A 16,060-nucleotide genomic window follows, 5' to 3' on the forward strand; every position below is an offset into this window, starting at 1 on the left:
TTGGGCTCTCCTATCTAGCGGCGAGGAACTGCGCGTCCGATCCGCCGAGGACGCGCAGGAAGCGCTGCGGGTCCACGGGCTCGCCGTCGATCCTCGTCTCGTAATGCAGATGACTTCCCGTCGAGCGGCCGGTGGAGCCGACACGGCCGATGGCGGCTCCGGCCTCGACCCATTCTCCCGCGCCTACCGCGATGGATGACAGATGGGCGTAGCGCGTCACGAGCCCGCTGCCGTGATCGACCTCCACTATGTTGCCGTAGCCGCCATTGTAATCGGCGACCGTCACCCGGCCGGCCGCCGTCGCGCGCGCGCTTTCCCCGAACTCGGCCTTCATGTCGAGGCCGGTATGCAGGGCGAGCCCGCGCGTGAACGGATCGAGACGGGGTCCGAAACCGCTCGACAGGCTGTAATTGCCGGCCAGGGGCTGCCGCACGGGGAGGGCGGATGCGATGCGGCGGAGGCGGTCTTCCTCTCCCAGAGCCCGCCGGACCTGCCCGACCGCGATGCCGAAGGGATCGGCAGAGAGCGGCACGAGCGGCCCACCAATCCCCGCCTCGCGCTGGCGCTCGAAACGCTGCGGGTCGAGGCCGACACGGATGACGATGTCACGCAGGCGCTGCGAGCCGCGGATCGCGCGCACGCCGAGCGCGTCCAGGGTTCGGATCTGGTGCGCGCCCAGACCATCGAGGCGCCGATCCAGCCCCGCCAGAACCTGCTCGGTCTCTCGCAGGGACTGCCGGCCGGGCGCGTCGTCCCGTGAGCGCAACTCGAAGGCGTCGGGCGTCGGAAAGGGTTTTGGCGCAGGCTTGGCCGGAGTTTTGGCGACAGGGTCGGTGATCGTGGCCGCGTAACCGAGCGCCCCGGTCTCGGCGGGATCGTCCGCCGCACTCCGGCCGGCACTCGCGATGGGGTGTCCTGCCTCGCTCGCGAGGAGCGAAAGCTGGGCCTGACGCTTTTCCATCGCGGCTTGGCGCTGGGACAGATCGGCCACCCGCGCGACCAATCCCTCGCGCGTGGCGAGATGCTCCATCGTCGCCCGGTCGAGCTGAAGCCTGAGGGCTCCGATCCGCTCCTCGTAGGCATATTGCAGGGCGGTCTGCTGGGATACGAAGCGGGCCAGGATCTCGTCGTGGAACACGAGGTACCATGTGGCGGCACCGGCCCAGAGCGTGGCGATGGCGAGGCCACAGACGAGGGCCGGCACGAGGCGTTGTCCCGCGTTCGGCAGGCGTATTCCACCGATCATGGGAAACGAAAAACGCATCCGGGCCCACCCCACTCCAACTCCCGCCATTGGAGGGGATCAGGGTTAACGAAGCGCAAAATCCCGCCCGCGAGACGTCGACCTCGAGACGCGCGCGGCAGTGGCTTCAGGCCAGCGCGCGCGCCGCGGCGAGAACCTCCTCCGCATGGCCGGGCACCTTCACCTTCGACCAGACGCGCGCGATGCGCCCCTCGCCGTCGATGAGCACGGTGGTGCGCTCCACCCCCATGTACTTGCGGCCGTACATGCTCTTTTCCACCCAGACGCCGTAGGCTTCGAGCATCGACTTGCTCTCGTCGGAAGCGAGGGGGAAGGTCAGATCGTACTTCGCCCGGAACTTATCGTGGCTGTTCACGCTATCGGGGGAGACGCCCACCACCACGGTATTCGCTTCCCCGAAGGCGGCGCCGAGGGCGTTGAAGCCTTGTGCCTCCAGGGTGCAACCGCTGGTATCGTCCTTCGGGTAGAAGTAGAGTGCGACCTTGCGACCCTTGAGCGCGCCGAGGCTGATTTCCTCACCGCCCGCGCCCGGTAATGTGAAGGCGGGAGCGTGATCTCCGGTGTCGAGAGGCATGATGCCTTCCTTTCGGCCGATTGATAGTGTGCCACAAGAGACGTTGATCGAGGGGCACATGACCCCTCGGCTGAGGACCAAAAGATTGCCGGGTCAAGGCAACCCCGAATCCCGGACACCTGCTCGATAGCGTGAGCGGCCCGTCCGATCCAGCGGCTCAAGGATCGATGAACCAGGACACCGCCACAGCTTTGCGACGGGGTAGGTCGCCTCGGCGGCGGCGGCGGCCGCTGCTATGGCTTTCGCTCGTTCTCGTGGCCGCCCTCACGCTCGCCGTTTCCGGGGCATTCTGGCGTCTGACCAACGGTCCCCTGCGCATCGACGGCATGTCCGAGCGCGTGGCCTCGGCCATCGCGGGCAGTATCGGCCCCGGTTGGCGGGTGGACCTGCGCGACAGCACCATCGAGCTCGATTCCGAGAATTCCCTGGCGCTTCAGGTCGCCGGCCTCGACATCCACAACCCGGACGGCGCCCTCGTCCTGCGCGCTCCCATGGCGGTGGTGAGCCTGGATACCTGGGGTCTGCTGCGCCTCGCGGTCCAGCCGAGGGCCATCGAGTTCCGCGACCTGCAGATGACGGCCCTGGTCCACCGCGACGGGTCCATCGCCTTTGCCGGTTCCGATCCGGCCCATGCCGCAGCGGAGCCTCATACGCTGCCCAGCGTCGATAGTGCCCGGGGAACTTCGTCGCCGATCTCGGCCGCCATCGCCTCGATCTTCGGCATCGTCCTCGATCCGGCCGGAGTGGTCGGAGCCCTCGACCGGGCGCGGATCACCAATGGGCGCCTGACGCTGATCGACGACGACGCCCGCCAGCGTGGGGTGTTCGAACACGTCAACGGGCTGTTCCGACGCGACGCGGTGCGGGATTCGCGGGTGTTCGAGTTGCGCATCGACGGCCCTCACGGGGAATGGCGCTTCGGCGGTGACCTGCACGAGGGCGGCAACGGAAAGCGCAACGGCATCATCACCCTGGACGATCTGCCGGTCACCGATCTGCTCCTCCTCTCGGGGCAATCGAAACTGCCGATCGAGACCGACCTGAAGGTCTCGGCCAAGGCGGAGGTCGGGCTCGACAACGGTCGGGTCGAGGCCCTGAAAGCGACGGTCAAGACCAGCGACGGCAATTTCCTCATCGAGGAGAAGGACTTCAACCCGGTCACCATCGAAAGCCTGACCGCCTCGGTCAGTTGGGACGAGGCCAAGCGGGTCCTGAACCTCGACAGCATCGATTATCTCGGAGCCGGCAACGCGGTGCATCTCGCCGGTGTCTGGACCGCGAGCCCGGTGGGCGGCCCCACGGCCTGGACCCTGGCCCTCGCGGGCAAGGATGCGATCCTGCGCGGCGCCGCCAGGACCGACAAGCCGGTCAAGCTCGACGCCCTCTCGGCCCATGTCACGGGGCGCGACGGCGGCCTCTCCATCGACGAGTTCACCGTGGCGGGGGCCGGCGGAGCCACCGGCCGGGTCACCGGCACGGTAGACACCAGCGCGGATGAAGGCGGCCTTACGCTGAAGATCAACGCCGCCCATACCGATGGGCGCATGGCCCTGCGCCTGTGGCCGGAGCATATCGCTCCGCCCGCCCGCGAGTATCTGGTGGACAACCTCCAGGGCGGCCTCGTGGACAAGGTCGACATCACCGTGGACATGAGCGGCAGCGAGCTCGCCGCCGCGACGCGTGGCGAGCCGATGCCGGACAGCGCCATCCATATCGATTTCGCCGTCTCCAACGCGACGCTGGCGGTGAGCGAGGGCGCTCCCCCCCTGAGCCGCGGCCGGGTGACGGGGACCATCACGGGCCTGACCACGAACATCCGCGGCGTCACCGCCGACATCAAGATGCCGGACGACCGGACGCTCTTCATCACGGACGGATCCTTCGTGATCCCGAAGATCACGCCGGACACCGTCGTCGCCCAGATCGGCCTCAAGCTCGGCGGCGGGGCGGACGCCCTCGTCGCCCTGCTCCAGACCAAGATGTTCAAGAACCTCACCGGGGTCGAGATCGACCCGGCCTCGGTCAAGGGGAACGCCGACCTGCGCATCGACTTCCCGCTGAACCTCAAGCGCATCCCCGACCTGCCGGACCTGCCCGTGAGCCTCACCGGTACCCTGAGCGACCTCGCCGTCGAGAAGGCTTTCGGAAAGGAGAAGCTCGAGAACGGCCGCTTCGCCGTCACCTACGAACGGGGCGGTTTCACCCTGAAGGGCGACGGCCGGGTGCTCGGCTCGCCGCTCACCCTCGACCTGCGTCAGCCGAAGGCGGGCGCGCCGGGCGAGGTCAACGCCACGCTCCTCCTCGACGAGGCCCTGCGGGCGAGGCGAGGCCTGCCGGTGGCGCCGCAGCTCGCCGGGCCGATCCCGTTGAAGATCAACCTCGCCATCGGAAAGGGCAGCCCGGCGCGCTCGCCCATCCGCATGGAAGCGGATCTGTCCCGCGCCTCCATCGATGGCCTGATCCCGGGCTTCGTCAAACCGGCCGGCAAGCCGGGGCGCGTCAGCTTCGTCATGACCGAGGTCAGCCCGGGCGGGGCCATGGACCTGCGCGACATCGTCCTCGACGCCGGCAGCGCCAGCGCGCGCGGCACGGCGGCGATCAATGGCGATGGGCAATTCGACCGGGCCGACCTCTCGAGCTTCAAGCTGTCGCCCGGCGACGACATGCGCATCCAGATCGACCGCAGCGGCAACCTCTACAAGGTGGGCGTGAAAGGGGCCGTGGCCGATGCGCGGCCCTTCATGAAATCGCTCGGAGGACCGGAGGGCAAGGCCGGCAAGGAAAGCGGCCGAGACCAGTCCAAGGAGATCGAGGCCGATATCAGCTTAGGCATCATCACGGGATTCAACGGCGAGGCCCTGACCGGCGCCAGCGCGAAGCTCTCGATGAAGGGCAAGGATTTCCGCTCGGGCCGCCTGCAGGGCCGCTTCAACGGAGCCGGCTTCTCGGCGGTGGTGTCCCGCTCGGGCCGCGGCGATCCCTCGATCAACATCGAGACCACCGATGCCGGGGCTACCCTGCGCTTCGTCGATATCTACAAGCGCATGTATGGCGGGCGCCTCGTCCTCGGCAGCACCCTCGGGGACGGGCCGCAGACCGGCGTGGTCCAGATCCGCGATTTCACGCTGCGCAACGAGCCGGCCCTGTCGAGCATCATGGCGCAGGGTCCGGCGACCAGCGAGGTCGTCGATGCCAAGGGCCGCAAGCAGATCATCCAGAACGCCGGCAACGACGTGAGCTTCGACCGCCTGCGGGCGAACTTCACCCGCACCGGCAGCCGCGTCGACTTCACCGACGCCGCCATCTCCAACGCGGCGATGGGCTTCACCATGAGCGGCTACCTCGACACGGCCAAGGAACGCGCCGACATCAACGGCACCTTCGTCCCGCTCTACGGGCTGAACAACGTCGTCTCGCGGCTCCCCCTGTTCGGGCAACTCCTCGGCGGCGGGAACAACGAGGGCCTGTTCGCCCTGAATTTCCGAGTCTCGGGCCGCCTGTCCAAGCCGGATGTGAGCGTGAACCCGCTCTCCGCTTTGGCGCCCGGCATCCTGCGCCGTCTGTTCAGCGCCGGAGGAAATGACGGCTTTCCCGGCGCGACCTCCGCCGGAGAAACCGAACGCTGAGCTAGCCGGCCGCTTCTTCCCTCTGCGGGCCACTGAATTGACGCAGCTGCTCTTTTAGGCAGAGCGCGTCCCTCTTCCCCTTGTGGGGAGAGGTTAGGAGTGGAGGTGGCTTCGCCAGCCTCCGCAGCAGCAGGAGGGGCACCCGACCACCCCCACCTCCAACTCCTCCCCACAAGCTCGACGGATCTCGGGCAGGCCCGAGATCCGCTGGGGAGGAGGGCAGGGTGGCGCATCCCGCGAACGATGTGAATGCCGTAGCGCCGCCAGCGGGAGAGGGGGCGATCTCTCCGAACAACGCGCTCCGCTCATCCGACCCTCTGCGCGGGCCACCTTCCCCCGCAGAGGGGGAAGGGAGACGCGCCACACTTTCGAAACCCGCGCTTGAGGTTCTACCCCCGTCGCCTCACTCGACCCGGAGAAGCACGTGCTTCTTGCGGCCGAAGGAGAGCTTCACCACCCCATCCTGGCCGAGATCGGCCAACGTCAGCACCGCCTTCTCGTCGCTGATCTGCACGTCGTTGACACGCAACCCGCCGCTCTTGATCTGGCGCCGCGCCTCGCTGGTGGAGGGGACGAGCCTGGCGTGGTCGGGACCGAAGGCCGAGAGTACGCCGAGACCGGCCTCCAGGACGGAGCGGGCGACGGTGACGCTCGGCAGGTCCTGCGCCACGGCGCCTTCCACGAAGGTCTTGCGCGCGGTCTCGGAAGCGGCGTCAGCCGCCTCGCGTCCGTGCATCAGGGCCGTCGCCTCGGTAGCGAGCACCTTCTTCGCCTCGTTGATCTCGGCGCCCTGCAGCGCCTGAAGCCGGGCGATCTCATCCATCGGCAAAAGGGTGAACAGCTTGAGGAACCGCGCCACGTCGGCATCCTCGGTGTTGCGCCAGAACTGCCAGTAATCGTAGGGGCTCAGCATCCCGGCATCGAGCCAGACTGCGCCCGCCGCCGTCTTGCCCATCTTCGCGCCGGACGCCGTGGTGAGCAGCGGGCACGTCAGCCCGTAGAGCTGCGGCGTGCCCATGCGGCGGCCGAGATCGATGCCGTTGACGATGTTCCCCCACTGGTCCGATCCGCCCATCTGCAGCACGCAGCCGTAGCGGCGGTTGAGCTCGACGAAGTCGTAGGATTGCAGGATCATGTAGTTGAACTCGAGGAACGACAGTTCCTGGTCGCGCTCCAGACGCATCCGCACGCTGTCCATGGACATCATGCGGTTGACCGAGAAGTGCCGGCCGATATCGCGCAGCATCTCGATGTAGTTGAGCTTGGTCAGCCACTCGGCGTTGTCGACCATGGCGGCAGCATTGCCGCCGCCACCGAAGGTCAGGAACCGCGAGAAGGTCTTCTGGATCCCGGCCTTGTTCTCCTCGATCTGCTCCAGCGTCAGGATCTTTCGCGACTCGTCCCGACCGGACGGGTCGCCGACCCGGGTGGTGCCGCCGCCCATCAGGGTGATCGGGGTGCCTCCCGTCGCCTGTAGCCAGTGCAGCATCATGATCGAGAGCAGATGCCCCACATGGAGCGAGGCCGCCGTGCAATCGTAGCCAACATAGGTCGTCAGTCGGCCTTCCAGGGCCGCCGCGTCGATCCCGGCGAGGTCCGATCCCTGGTGGATGTAGCCGCGCTCGGACAGAACCCGCAGGAAGTCGGATTTCGGCGCGAAGGTCTCGGGCTGGTTCGGCGTGGCGGTGGACATGCGGGGTTCCGGATTCGACTGGTCGCGGCGCGGGACAGGAGAAACGCCGGCGTGATAGCAGCAGGTCAAGTGATGCGCGGCTCTTAGCAGGGCTCACCGCGGAAGGCACGGGGCGTAAACGGCATGACCATGATGCGGGCGATCGGCCTGATGAGCGGCACCTCCCTCGACGGCGTCGATGTCGCCCTGATCGAGACCGACGGCGAGGACGTGAAGGTGGTCCGCAGCCATAACGGCTATCTCGAACCCCTCGGCCCCACCGGCTATCGCGGCTACACCGATGAGGATCGCGAGTTGCTCCGCCGAGCGCTGTCCGATTCCGAAGCGGTGGTCGCCCGCGAGGATCGGCCCGGCTGCCTCGCGGAGGCGGAGGCCTTCGTCACCGCGGCCCATGCGGAGGCGGTGGAGGCCTTCCTCTCCGCGAACGGCCTGAGCGCCAGCGATATCGACGTGATCGGCTTCCACGGCCAGACCGTAGTCCATCGCCCCGACCAGCGCATGAGCGTGCAGATCGGCGATGGCGCCGCACTGAGCCGCCGTCTCGGGATTCCGGTGGTGTCGGACCTGCGTCACGCGGACATCGCCGCGGGAGGGCAGGGGGCGCCGCTGGTGCCGGTCTTCCACAAGGCGCTGGCCAAGGCCGCCGGGTTCGAGGGTGCGCTCGGCATCCTCAATATCGGCGGGGTCGCCAATGCCACTCTCATCGCCTCCAACGGCGACGTGATCGCCTTCGACACCGGCCCCGGGAATGCCCTCATCGATGACTGGATGCGCGAGCGCACCGGCCGGCCCCTGGACGATGGCGGGCGCACGGCGGCGCGGGGACGGCCGGACGAGCCGCTCCTCGCCTGGCTCCTGACCCATCCGTTCTTCTTCCGCCGGCCGCCGAAATCGCTGGACCGCAACTGGTTCTCGCATAAGCTCGCCGGCCAGCTTTCCACCGAGGACGGGGCGGCGACGCTCACCGCCTTCACCGCCCGCGCCGTGGCACGCGCCCTCGACCACGCGCCGGAGATCCCCACGCGCTGGATCGTCGCCGGCGGCGGCGCCCGCAACGGCGAGCTGGTGCGGCTCCTGAACTACCATCTGCGCGCCGAGATCACGACGGCGGACGCCATCGGCTGGTCCTCGGCCTATCTCGAAGCCCAGGCCTTCGCGCATCTCGCCGTGCGCTCGCTGACGGGCCTGCCGATCACCTTCCCGTCGACGACGGGCGTGCGGGAGGCGATAACCGGCGGGGTGCTGGCGCGGCCGGACGCATGAGCCCGGCGCTTTGCCCTCAGCCGAAACCCGCGCTAGAGCGTCTTCCACCATGTCGCACAACACTTTCGGCCATCTCTTCCGCGTGACCACCTTCGGCGAGAGCCACGGGGTGGCCCTCGGCTGCGTGGTGGACGGGTGCCCGCCCGGGATTGCCATCGAGGCGGCGGACATCCAGGCGGAGCTCGACCGGCGCAAGCCCGGCCAGTCGCGCTTCACCACCCAGCGCCGCGAGCCCGACCAAGTCCGCATCCTGTCGGGCGTCTTCGCCGACGACCGCACCGGCGGCGTCCAGCTGACCACCGGTACGCCGATCGCCCTGGAGATCGAGAACACCGACCAGCGCTCGAAGGATTACTCCGAGATCCGCGACAGCTATCGGCCGGGCCACGCCGACTACGCCTACGACGCCAAATACGGTATCCGCGATTATCGGGGAGGCGGGCGCTCGTCGGCCCGCGAGACCGCCGCCCGCGTGGCGGCCGGGGCCATCGCGCGGCGGGTCCTGCCGGCCGACATCGTCATTCGGGCCGCCCTGGTGCAGATGGGACCGCATGCGGTCGACCGGTCGCGGTGGGATTGGGACGAGGTGGCGCGCAACCCGTTCTTCTGCCCCGATGCCGAGACGGCCAAATTCTACGAAGAGTATCTCGACGGTATCCGCAAGGACGGCTCGTCCATCGGCGCCGTCATCGAAGTGGTCGCCGAAGGCGTGCCGCCGGGCCTCGGAGCGCCGATCTACGGCAAGCTCGACGCGGATCTCGCCGCCGCGATGATGTCGATCAACGCGGTGAAGGGCGTCGAGATCGGCGACGGCTTCGCCTCGGCGACTCTGCGCGGCGAGGAGAATGCCGACGAGATGCGCTCCGGCAATGCCGGCGCGCCGACCTTCCTCGCCAACCATGCGGGCGGCGTCCTCGGCGGCATCTCCACCGGCCAGCCGCTGATCTGTCGCTTCGCGGTGAAGCCGACCTCCTCGATCCTGACGCCGCGCATGAGCGTGACGACCAACAATCGTGACGTCGACCTCGTCACCAAGGGCCGCCACGACCCCTGCGTCGGTATTCGCGCCGTCCCCGTCGCCGAGGCGATGATGGCATGCGTGCTGGCCGATCACTATCTGCGTCACCGGGGGCAGGTCGGGACGCGGGGGTGACCCGGCGCGCCGCAGCCCATCCGCCCAGCGAATTTCAAGAGATATCCCGTGCCCCATACCCACGTCACGCAGGCCATCGAGGCCTATGCCCGCGGCGAGATCGTCGTCGTCACCGATGACGACGATCGCGAGAACGAGGGCGACCTTGTCGTCGCGGCCTCCCTCTGCACGCCGGAGAAGATGGCCTTCATCGTCCGCAACACCTGCGGCATCGTCTGCGCGCCCCTGACCCGCGCCGAGGCGCGGCGCCTGCGCCTCGACCCGATGGTGGCCTCCAACGATGCGCCGCTGGGCACCGCCTTCACCGTCACGGTGGATGTGAAGCACGGGCTGACCACCGGCATCTCGGCTGAGCAGCGCTGCAACACCGTGCGGGCGCTGGCCAACGGCAATATGGGCGAATCCGATTTCGTCCGTCCCGGCCACGTCTTCCCTCTCATCGCCAAGGATGGCGGCGTCCTCATGCGCTCCGGCCACACGGAAGCAGCCGTCGACCTGTGCAAGCTCGCCGGGCTGCCGCCCGTGGGCGTGATCTGCGAACTGGCCAACGATGACGGCACGGTGATGAAGGGGCCGCAGATCACGGCCTTTTCGGAACTGCACGGCCTCAAGCGCGTCTCGGTGGCCGACCTCATCGCCTACCGCCAGGCGCGCGAGAAGCTGGTGGAGCGGGTCGGGACCTTCCCGGTGAAGTCGGAATTCGGCGAGCTCACGGGCTTCGCCTACACGACCCCGTTCGAGACGGTTCAGCAATTCGCCTTCGTCCAGGGCGATATCGGCGACGGACGCGACGTGCTCGTCCGCCTGCATCGCTCCAACGTGGTGGCCGACGTGATCGGCGGGGGCAAGTCGATCGACTGCGTCCTGCGCCGTTTCGCCAAGGAAGGACGCGGCGTCCTCGTCTACCTGCGCGACGGCACCGCCGGCGTGCCGCTCTCGTCCTATGCGGAGGAGGGGGCGGAGGCCCAGCGTGTGCGGCAATGGCGCGAGGTCGGACTCGGCGCCCAGATCCTGCGCGACCTCGGCATCGTCTCGATCCGCAACCTCTCGACCTCGTCCCGCTCCTATGTCGGCCTGTCGGGCTTCGGCATCGAACTGCTGGGCGAGGTGCCGCTGGACGGGTGAGTCCTCCTCACCGTCCCATCAGCGCATCCATATGGGCGGTGACCGAACGGGCGAGACCGTCCAGGCTGTAGCCGCCCTCCAGCACTGAAACGATCCGGCCGCCGGCATGCTTGTCGGCGATCTCCATGAGCTTCCGGGTGGCCCAGCCGAAATCCGCCTCGTCGAGTTCGACGCTGGCCAGCGGATCGAGGCGGTGGGCGTCGAAGCCAGCAGAAATCACGATCAGGTCGGGGGCGAAGGCGGAGAGGCGGGAGAGAACCCCCTTCTCGAACTTCTCGCGGAAGATTGCGCTGTCGTCGCCGGCCCGTAACGGCACGTTGACGATGGTGTCGTGGGTGCCACGCTCGCCCACCGCGCCCGTGCCGGGAAACAGCGGCATCTCGTGGGTCGAGGCGTACATCACTGCCGCATCGTCCCAGAAGATATCCTGCGAGCCGTTGCCGTGGTGGACGTCCCAATCCACCAGCGCCACGCGGCTGGCTCCGTGGCGTTCCCTGGCGTGGCGAACGGCGATGGCGGCGGAGTTGAACAGGCAGAAGCCCATCGCCTGCATACGCTCGGCATGGTGGCCCGGCGGCCGCATGGCGACGAAGGCGTTCGAACAGGCCCCGCTCATCACCGCGTCCACGGCATGGACGGCGCCGCCGACGCCGCGCAGGGCCGCGTCGAGGGTGCCGGGGGACATCAGCGTATCCGAATCGATCTGGATATAGCCGGATCGCGGGGAGGCCGCGATGATCGCCTCCACATAGGGAACGGGATGGGCCAGGGCGACGGTTTCCGTTTCGGCGCGGGGCGCCGATTCGCGCAGCAGACCGGAGAACCGCTCCTTCTCCAGAGCGGCCTCCACGGCGCGGATCCGGTCCGATCGTTCCGGGTGCCCCTCGGGCATCTGGTGATCCAGCGCGGCGGGGTGGCTTACGTACAGGGTCGTCACGCTCATCCCTCCGAACGATCCCGGTCGTTCCACCCGACCCGACTGTGCTTTTCGCACAACATACGATGCAAATGCGCCACGGTTCAGGGTAGCGAGATTACGCGCCGATCAGTCTGCGAGTTAGATGGCGACATAATCCATCAACCACATTCTTCGAAGCCCTTTGGCTTCGAGACAGGCTCACTCTCACATGTCGCCCACGACCCGGTCGCCCATCCTCTCCCATTACGGCGTCCTGCGCCGCTCGCTCGGCGCCGCGACGATCCTGTCCGCCCTCGCTCTCGGCGCCTGCAACACGCAGACGGCGACCACCCCGCTCAGCCCGCCCACCGCGCATACGGCCCTGGCCCAGCCCGCCGCCCTCACCGGTGAGGCCCGCGACAAGGAATGGCTGAAACAGGCACCGCAAGGCAATGTCGATCCCAAGATCGCCCGCACCACCGTCGACTACAAGACGAACGAGCCCCCCGGCACCGTCATCGTCGTGACGAAGGAGCGCCGCCTCTATTACGTTCTGCCGGACGGTAAGGCGATGCGCTATCCCGTGGCCGTGGGCCATGCGGGCATGGCCTGGGCCGGCACCGCCAATGTCGACCGCAAGGGCGAGTGGCCGGATTGGAACCCGCCGCCCGAGATGATCGCCCGCCGCCCGGAACTGCCCAAGCGCCTCGAGGGCGGTCCCACCAGCCCGATCGGAGCCCGCGCGCTCTATCTCGCCGAGGGCAAGAAGGACACGCTGTTCCGCATCCACGGCACCAACGAGCCGGAGAAGATCGGCCAGGCGGTGTCGTCGGGCTGCATCCGCATGCTCAACGCGGACGTGGTCGATCTCTACGAGCGCGTTCCGATCGGCGCCAAGGTGGTGGTCCGCTGAGGCGAAACTGGACCCAGGCTCCGTCGCCGAGGCGGCGGAGCCTGGGTCCAATGATACGATTCGGAAAGGCTCATTCGTGAGCAGGCTTTAACCTGAACGTTGATTCAGATTTGGCCGTTAACTTCTTGAATGGGTGCCTCCTGCATAGTCATCGACATGCAGAAACACAGACCGGCGCAAATAAATCCGGGGAGGCACCAACCAATGATCAACCATTCGCTTCAGCTTTTCTGTAACCGTGTCGTCGCCGCCGGCCGCATCAGCGCCGCGGACGTCGTGATCCTCGGCCGCGACATCCTCCCGGACGGCATCTCGCATGCAGACGAGGCCGACATGCTCATCGCCCTCGACCGGGCCGTGCCGCAGAGCGATGCCTCCTATGCCGACCTGGTCAGCGCCGCAGTGGTGAATTTCGCCGTCTGGGGCGAGCGCCCGACCGGCTACGTCGATATCGAGATCGCCCGCTGGCTCGTCGGCTCCCTGCGCAGCGATGCCGGCCCGACCCCGCTCGCTGCCCGCATCGCCTTCGAGATCGTGCGTGAAGCCGAGACCAGCCACGAGATCCTCGTGGCCTTCGCCATCGGCAGCGCACACCGTCGCGTCCATGCGGAGGATTCCGCCTCGGCCCCCGTCGCAGAACTGCTCGAAGCCGCCTGAGGATCGGGCTGTCAGAACTTGTCTGCGGGCCGACGACGCGCTCTCTCGGGCCAAGGAAAACCGGCGCAACCGCTGCGCGGCCGTGTGGTCGCCATCCCCCGTGATTTTGAATACACATGCACCCCGGCGCAGCGCATGAACAATCCTTCATTGGCCCAGCTTTGCGAAGCCGCACAACTGCTTTAACGGGAGCGAGCTTGAGCGCGACGGCGCTCGTGACCTTTCCTGCTTCACCAGAGTGCCTGGACCGATGTTCGAGAAAATCCTGATTGCGAACCGCGGCGAGATTGCGTGCCGCATCATCAAGACCGCGCGCAGGATGGGCATCAAGACGGTCGCCGTCTATTCCGATGCCGACAGGGACGCCGTGCATGTGGCGATGGCCGACGAGGCCGTCCATATCGGCCCCGCTCCGGCCGCACAGTCCTACCTGATCATCGACAAGATCATCGAGGCCTGCAAGCAGACCGGCGCCCAGGCGGTCCACCCCGGCTATGGCTTCCTGTCCGAGCGCGAGGCGTTCCCGCGCGCGCTGGCCGAGGCCGGCATCGTCTTCATCGGCCCCAATCCCGGCGCCATCGCCGCCATGGGCGACAAGATCGAGTCGAAAAAGGCCGCGTCGGCCGCCAACGTCTCCACCGTGCCGGGCTTCCTCGGCGTCATCGAGAGTCCTGAACACGCCGTCACCATCGCCGACGAGATCGGCTATCCGGTGATGATCAAGGCCTCCGCCGGCGGTGGCGGCAAGGGCATGCGCATCGCCTATTCCTCCGACGAGGTCGCGGAGGGCTTCGCCCGCGCCAAGTCCGAGGCCGCGTCCTCGTTCGGCGACGACCGCGTGTTCGTGGAGAAGTTCATCACCGACCCGCGCCACATCGAGATCCAGGTGATCGGCGACAAGCACGGCAACGTCATCTATCTCGGCGAGCGCGAATGCTCGATCCAGCGCCGCAACCAGAAAGTCATCGAGGAGGCGCCGTCGCCGCTCCTCGACGAGGCGACCCGGAAGAAGATGGGCGAGCAGGCCGTGGCTTTGGCCAAGGCCGTCTCCTACGATTCAGCCGGTACCGTCGAGTTCGTCGCCGGCCAGGACAAGTCGTTCTACTTCCTCGAGATGAACACCCGTCTCCAGGTCGAGCATCCGGTCACCGAGATGATCACCGGCCTCGATCTCGTGGAGATGATGATCCGCTCGGCCTATGGCGAGGCGCTGCCGCTGACGCAGGATCAGGTGAAGCTCAACGGCTGGGCCGTGGAGAGCCGCGTCTATGCCGAGGACCCGACCCGCAACTTCCTGCCCTCCATCGGCCGCCTGACCACCTACCGGCCGCCGGAAGAGGGGTCGTTCGGCTCGGCCATCGTGCGCAACGATACCGGCGTGGAGGAGGGCGGCGAGATCGCGATCCACTACGATCCGATGATCGCCAAGCTGGTGACCTGGGCGCCGACACGCGCCGAGGCGATCGAATCGCAGGGCGAGGCGCTGGATTCCTTCGCCATCGACGGCATCCGCCACAACATTCCGTTCCTGTCGGCCCTGATGGCGCATCCGCGCTGGCGCTCGGGCAACATCTCCACCGGTTTCATCGCCGAGGAATTTCCGGAGGGCTTCTCGGCGCCCGAGCCGACGGGCGAGATCGCCCAGCGCATGGCCGCCGCCGCCGCCGCGATCGACCACAAGCTCAACACCCGCAAGCGCGGCATCTCGGGCCAGATGCGCGATCCGGCCCTGCTCCATTTCGAGCGCGACCGCGTCGTGATCCTCGCCGGTCAATCCTACCCGGTGACGGTGGACGATCTCGGCGACCAGATCGTCGTCACGGCCGAGGACGGCAAGACCTGGACGGTGGAGAGCGACTGGCGTCCGGGCGAGCCGGTCTGGTCGGGTGAGATCGACGGCACCCGCGTGGCCATCCAGGTCCGCGGCCTCCTCAACGGCGTGGCGCTCCAGCACGGCGGAGCGGCGGCCGAGGCTCGGGTCTTCACCCGGCGCGAGGCGGAGCTCGCCGCCCTGATGCCGGTCAAGGAGAATGCCGGCTCCGGCAAGCAGGTGCTCTGCCCGATGCCCGGTCTGGTGAAGGCCATCCTGGTCAAGGAAGGCCAGGAAGTGAAGAACGGCGAACCCCTCGCCATCGTCGAGGCGATGAAGATGGAGAACGTCCTGCGCGCCGAGCGTGACGGCACGATCTCCAAGATCGCCGCGAAGGAAGGCGACAGCCTGGCGGTCGACGCGGTCATCATCGAATTCGCCTGAAGGCGACTTCCTCCGGACCGGCGGAGTGGGCATCGTCTCACCCAGCCGGTCTGTGCGCTTCACCGTTCCGGGACAGGGGACCGGAGGCGGGGCGCTCGACAACACCCACCCGGTCACCCAGCCCATGCCCCTCTATTTTTCCTACGGCGCCAACATGGATGCCGCCGCCATGGCGGCGCGCTGCCCCGGCGCGACCTCCCTCGGCACGGCACGACTGAACCGGCACCGCTTCATCATCATGCGGGAGGGCTACGCCTCGGTGGTGCGGGCCCCCGCATCCACCGTCTGGGGCGTCCTCTGGGATCTGGCGCTGGCCGATGTGCCGGCCCTCGACCGCTACGAGGGTGTCGCCGGGCGGCTCTATACCAAAGCCTATCAGCCGGTGACGACCTCGACCGGGGTGAAACGCGCTCTGATCTATCTCGGATGCAGTGCCGTTCCGGGCGCTCCGAGACCCGATTATCTTCAGCCCGTCCTGGCCGCCGCCGAAGCCGCCTCGCTCCCGCCCGCCTATATCGCGGAGATGCGCCGCTGGCTGCGGGCGCCGCGCGGCTGAGGAGAATCCATACCAAGCCTCTGCGGGGGCAGACGATCCGGCCGTCGCGAAGGAGATCGCCCCGCACCCGCGCGCCGGCGCCTA

The 16,060-nt window shown here is 67.8% G+C and carries 12 protein-coding genes; 8 read left to right on the forward strand and 4 right to left on the reverse strand.

The window, feature by feature from the left end; genetic code table 11:
• Nucleotides 1–10: 10 nt before the first annotated feature.
• Together ASF34_RS16625 and ASF34_RS16630 are read right to left on the reverse strand one after the other, a co-directional pair.
• Nucleotides 11–1,246, reverse strand: a complete 1,236-nt coding sequence (locus ASF34_RS16625; RefSeq protein WP_082494207.1) for a M23 family metallopeptidase — start codon at nucleotides 1,244–1,246, stop codon at nucleotides 11–13.
• A 124-nt stretch (nucleotides 1,247–1,370) separates the two neighbouring features.
• Nucleotides 1,371–1,838 (reverse strand): peroxiredoxin, encoded by a 468-nt coding sequence (locus tag ASF34_RS16630; protein WP_056162536.1) that lies wholly within the window; start codon nucleotides 1,836–1,838, stop codon nucleotides 1,371–1,373.
• A gap of 167 nt (nucleotides 1,839–2,005) precedes the next feature.
• Here ASF34_RS16630 and ASF34_RS16635 point away from each other — a divergent pair, with 167 nt between their 5' ends.
• Nucleotides 2,006–5,464: a YhdP family protein gene (locus tag ASF34_RS16635; protein ID WP_056162538.1), complete on the forward strand. Its 3,459-nt coding sequence runs from the start codon at nucleotides 2,006–2,008 to the stop codon at nucleotides 5,462–5,464.
• Between the two features lie 403 nt (nucleotides 5,465–5,867).
• On the opposite strand, the gene tyrS is transcribed toward ASF34_RS16635, so the two are convergent.
• Nucleotides 5,868–7,157 carry a tyrosine--tRNA ligase gene (gene tyrS, locus ASF34_RS16640; RefSeq protein WP_056162541.1) on the reverse strand — a complete coding sequence of 430 codons (1,290 nt, stop codon included), beginning with the start codon at nucleotides 7,155–7,157 and terminating at the stop codon, nucleotides 5,868–5,870.
• A 123-nt stretch (nucleotides 7,158–7,280) separates the two neighbouring features.
• Here tyrS and ASF34_RS16645 point away from each other — a divergent pair, with 123 nt between their 5' ends.
• Genes ASF34_RS16645 through ribB form a run of 3 tightly spaced genes read left to right on the forward strand, consistent with a single transcriptional unit; the run spans nucleotide 7,281 to nucleotide 10,698 of the window.
• Nucleotides 7,281–8,420 (forward strand): anhydro-N-acetylmuramic acid kinase, encoded by a 1,140-nt coding sequence (locus ASF34_RS16645; RefSeq protein ID WP_200913312.1) that lies wholly within the window; start codon nucleotides 7,281–7,283, stop codon nucleotides 8,418–8,420.
• Between the two features lie 49 nt (nucleotides 8,421–8,469).
• Nucleotides 8,470–9,573 (forward strand): chorismate synthase, encoded by a 1,104-nt coding sequence (gene aroC / locus ASF34_RS16650; protein ID WP_018044427.1) that lies wholly within the window; start codon nucleotides 8,470–8,472, stop codon nucleotides 9,571–9,573.
• A gap of 48 nt (nucleotides 9,574–9,621) precedes the next feature.
• Complete coding sequence (gene ribB, locus ASF34_RS16655; RefSeq protein ID WP_018044426.1) at nucleotides 9,622–10,698, forward strand: 3,4-dihydroxy-2-butanone-4-phosphate synthase; 1,077 nt, start codon at nucleotides 9,622–9,624, stop codon at nucleotides 10,696–10,698.
• A 7-nt stretch (nucleotides 10,699–10,705) separates the two neighbouring features.
• On the opposite strand, the gene ASF34_RS16660 is transcribed toward ribB, so the two are convergent.
• Complete coding sequence (locus ASF34_RS16660; RefSeq protein ID WP_018044425.1) at nucleotides 10,706–11,641, reverse strand: histone deacetylase family protein; 936 nt, start codon at nucleotides 11,639–11,641, stop codon at nucleotides 10,706–10,708.
• 184 nt (nucleotides 11,642–11,825) lie between these two features.
• Here ASF34_RS16660 and ASF34_RS16665 point away from each other — a divergent pair, with 184 nt between their 5' ends.
• From ASF34_RS16665 to ASF34_RS16680, 4 genes are all read left to right on the forward strand, one after another.
• Complete coding sequence (locus ASF34_RS16665; protein WP_056146459.1) at nucleotides 11,826–12,509, forward strand: L,D-transpeptidase; 684 nt, start codon at nucleotides 11,826–11,828, stop codon at nucleotides 12,507–12,509.
• A gap of 204 nt (nucleotides 12,510–12,713) precedes the next feature.
• The gene (locus tag ASF34_RS16670) at nucleotides 12,714–13,166 is read left to right on the forward strand and encodes a hypothetical protein (protein WP_018044423.1); all 453 of its coding nucleotides are present in this window, start codon (nucleotides 12,714–12,716) and stop codon (nucleotides 13,164–13,166) included.
• 250 nt (nucleotides 13,167–13,416) lie between these two features.
• Nucleotides 13,417–15,420 (forward strand): acetyl-CoA carboxylase biotin carboxylase subunit, encoded by a 2,004-nt coding sequence (locus ASF34_RS16675; RefSeq protein WP_056162543.1) that lies wholly within the window; start codon nucleotides 13,417–13,419, stop codon nucleotides 15,418–15,420.
• A 124-nt stretch (nucleotides 15,421–15,544) separates the two neighbouring features.
• Nucleotides 15,545–15,976, forward strand: a complete 432-nt coding sequence (locus ASF34_RS16680; protein ID WP_056162546.1) for a gamma-glutamylcyclotransferase — start codon at nucleotides 15,545–15,547, stop codon at nucleotides 15,974–15,976.
• Nucleotides 15,977–16,060: the final 84 nt, after the last annotated feature.

This window comes from Methylobacterium sp. Leaf106 (genome assembly GCF_001422895.1).
Taxonomy (GTDB): domain Bacteria; phylum Pseudomonadota; class Alphaproteobacteria; order Rhizobiales; family Beijerinckiaceae; genus Methylobacterium; species Methylobacterium bullatum.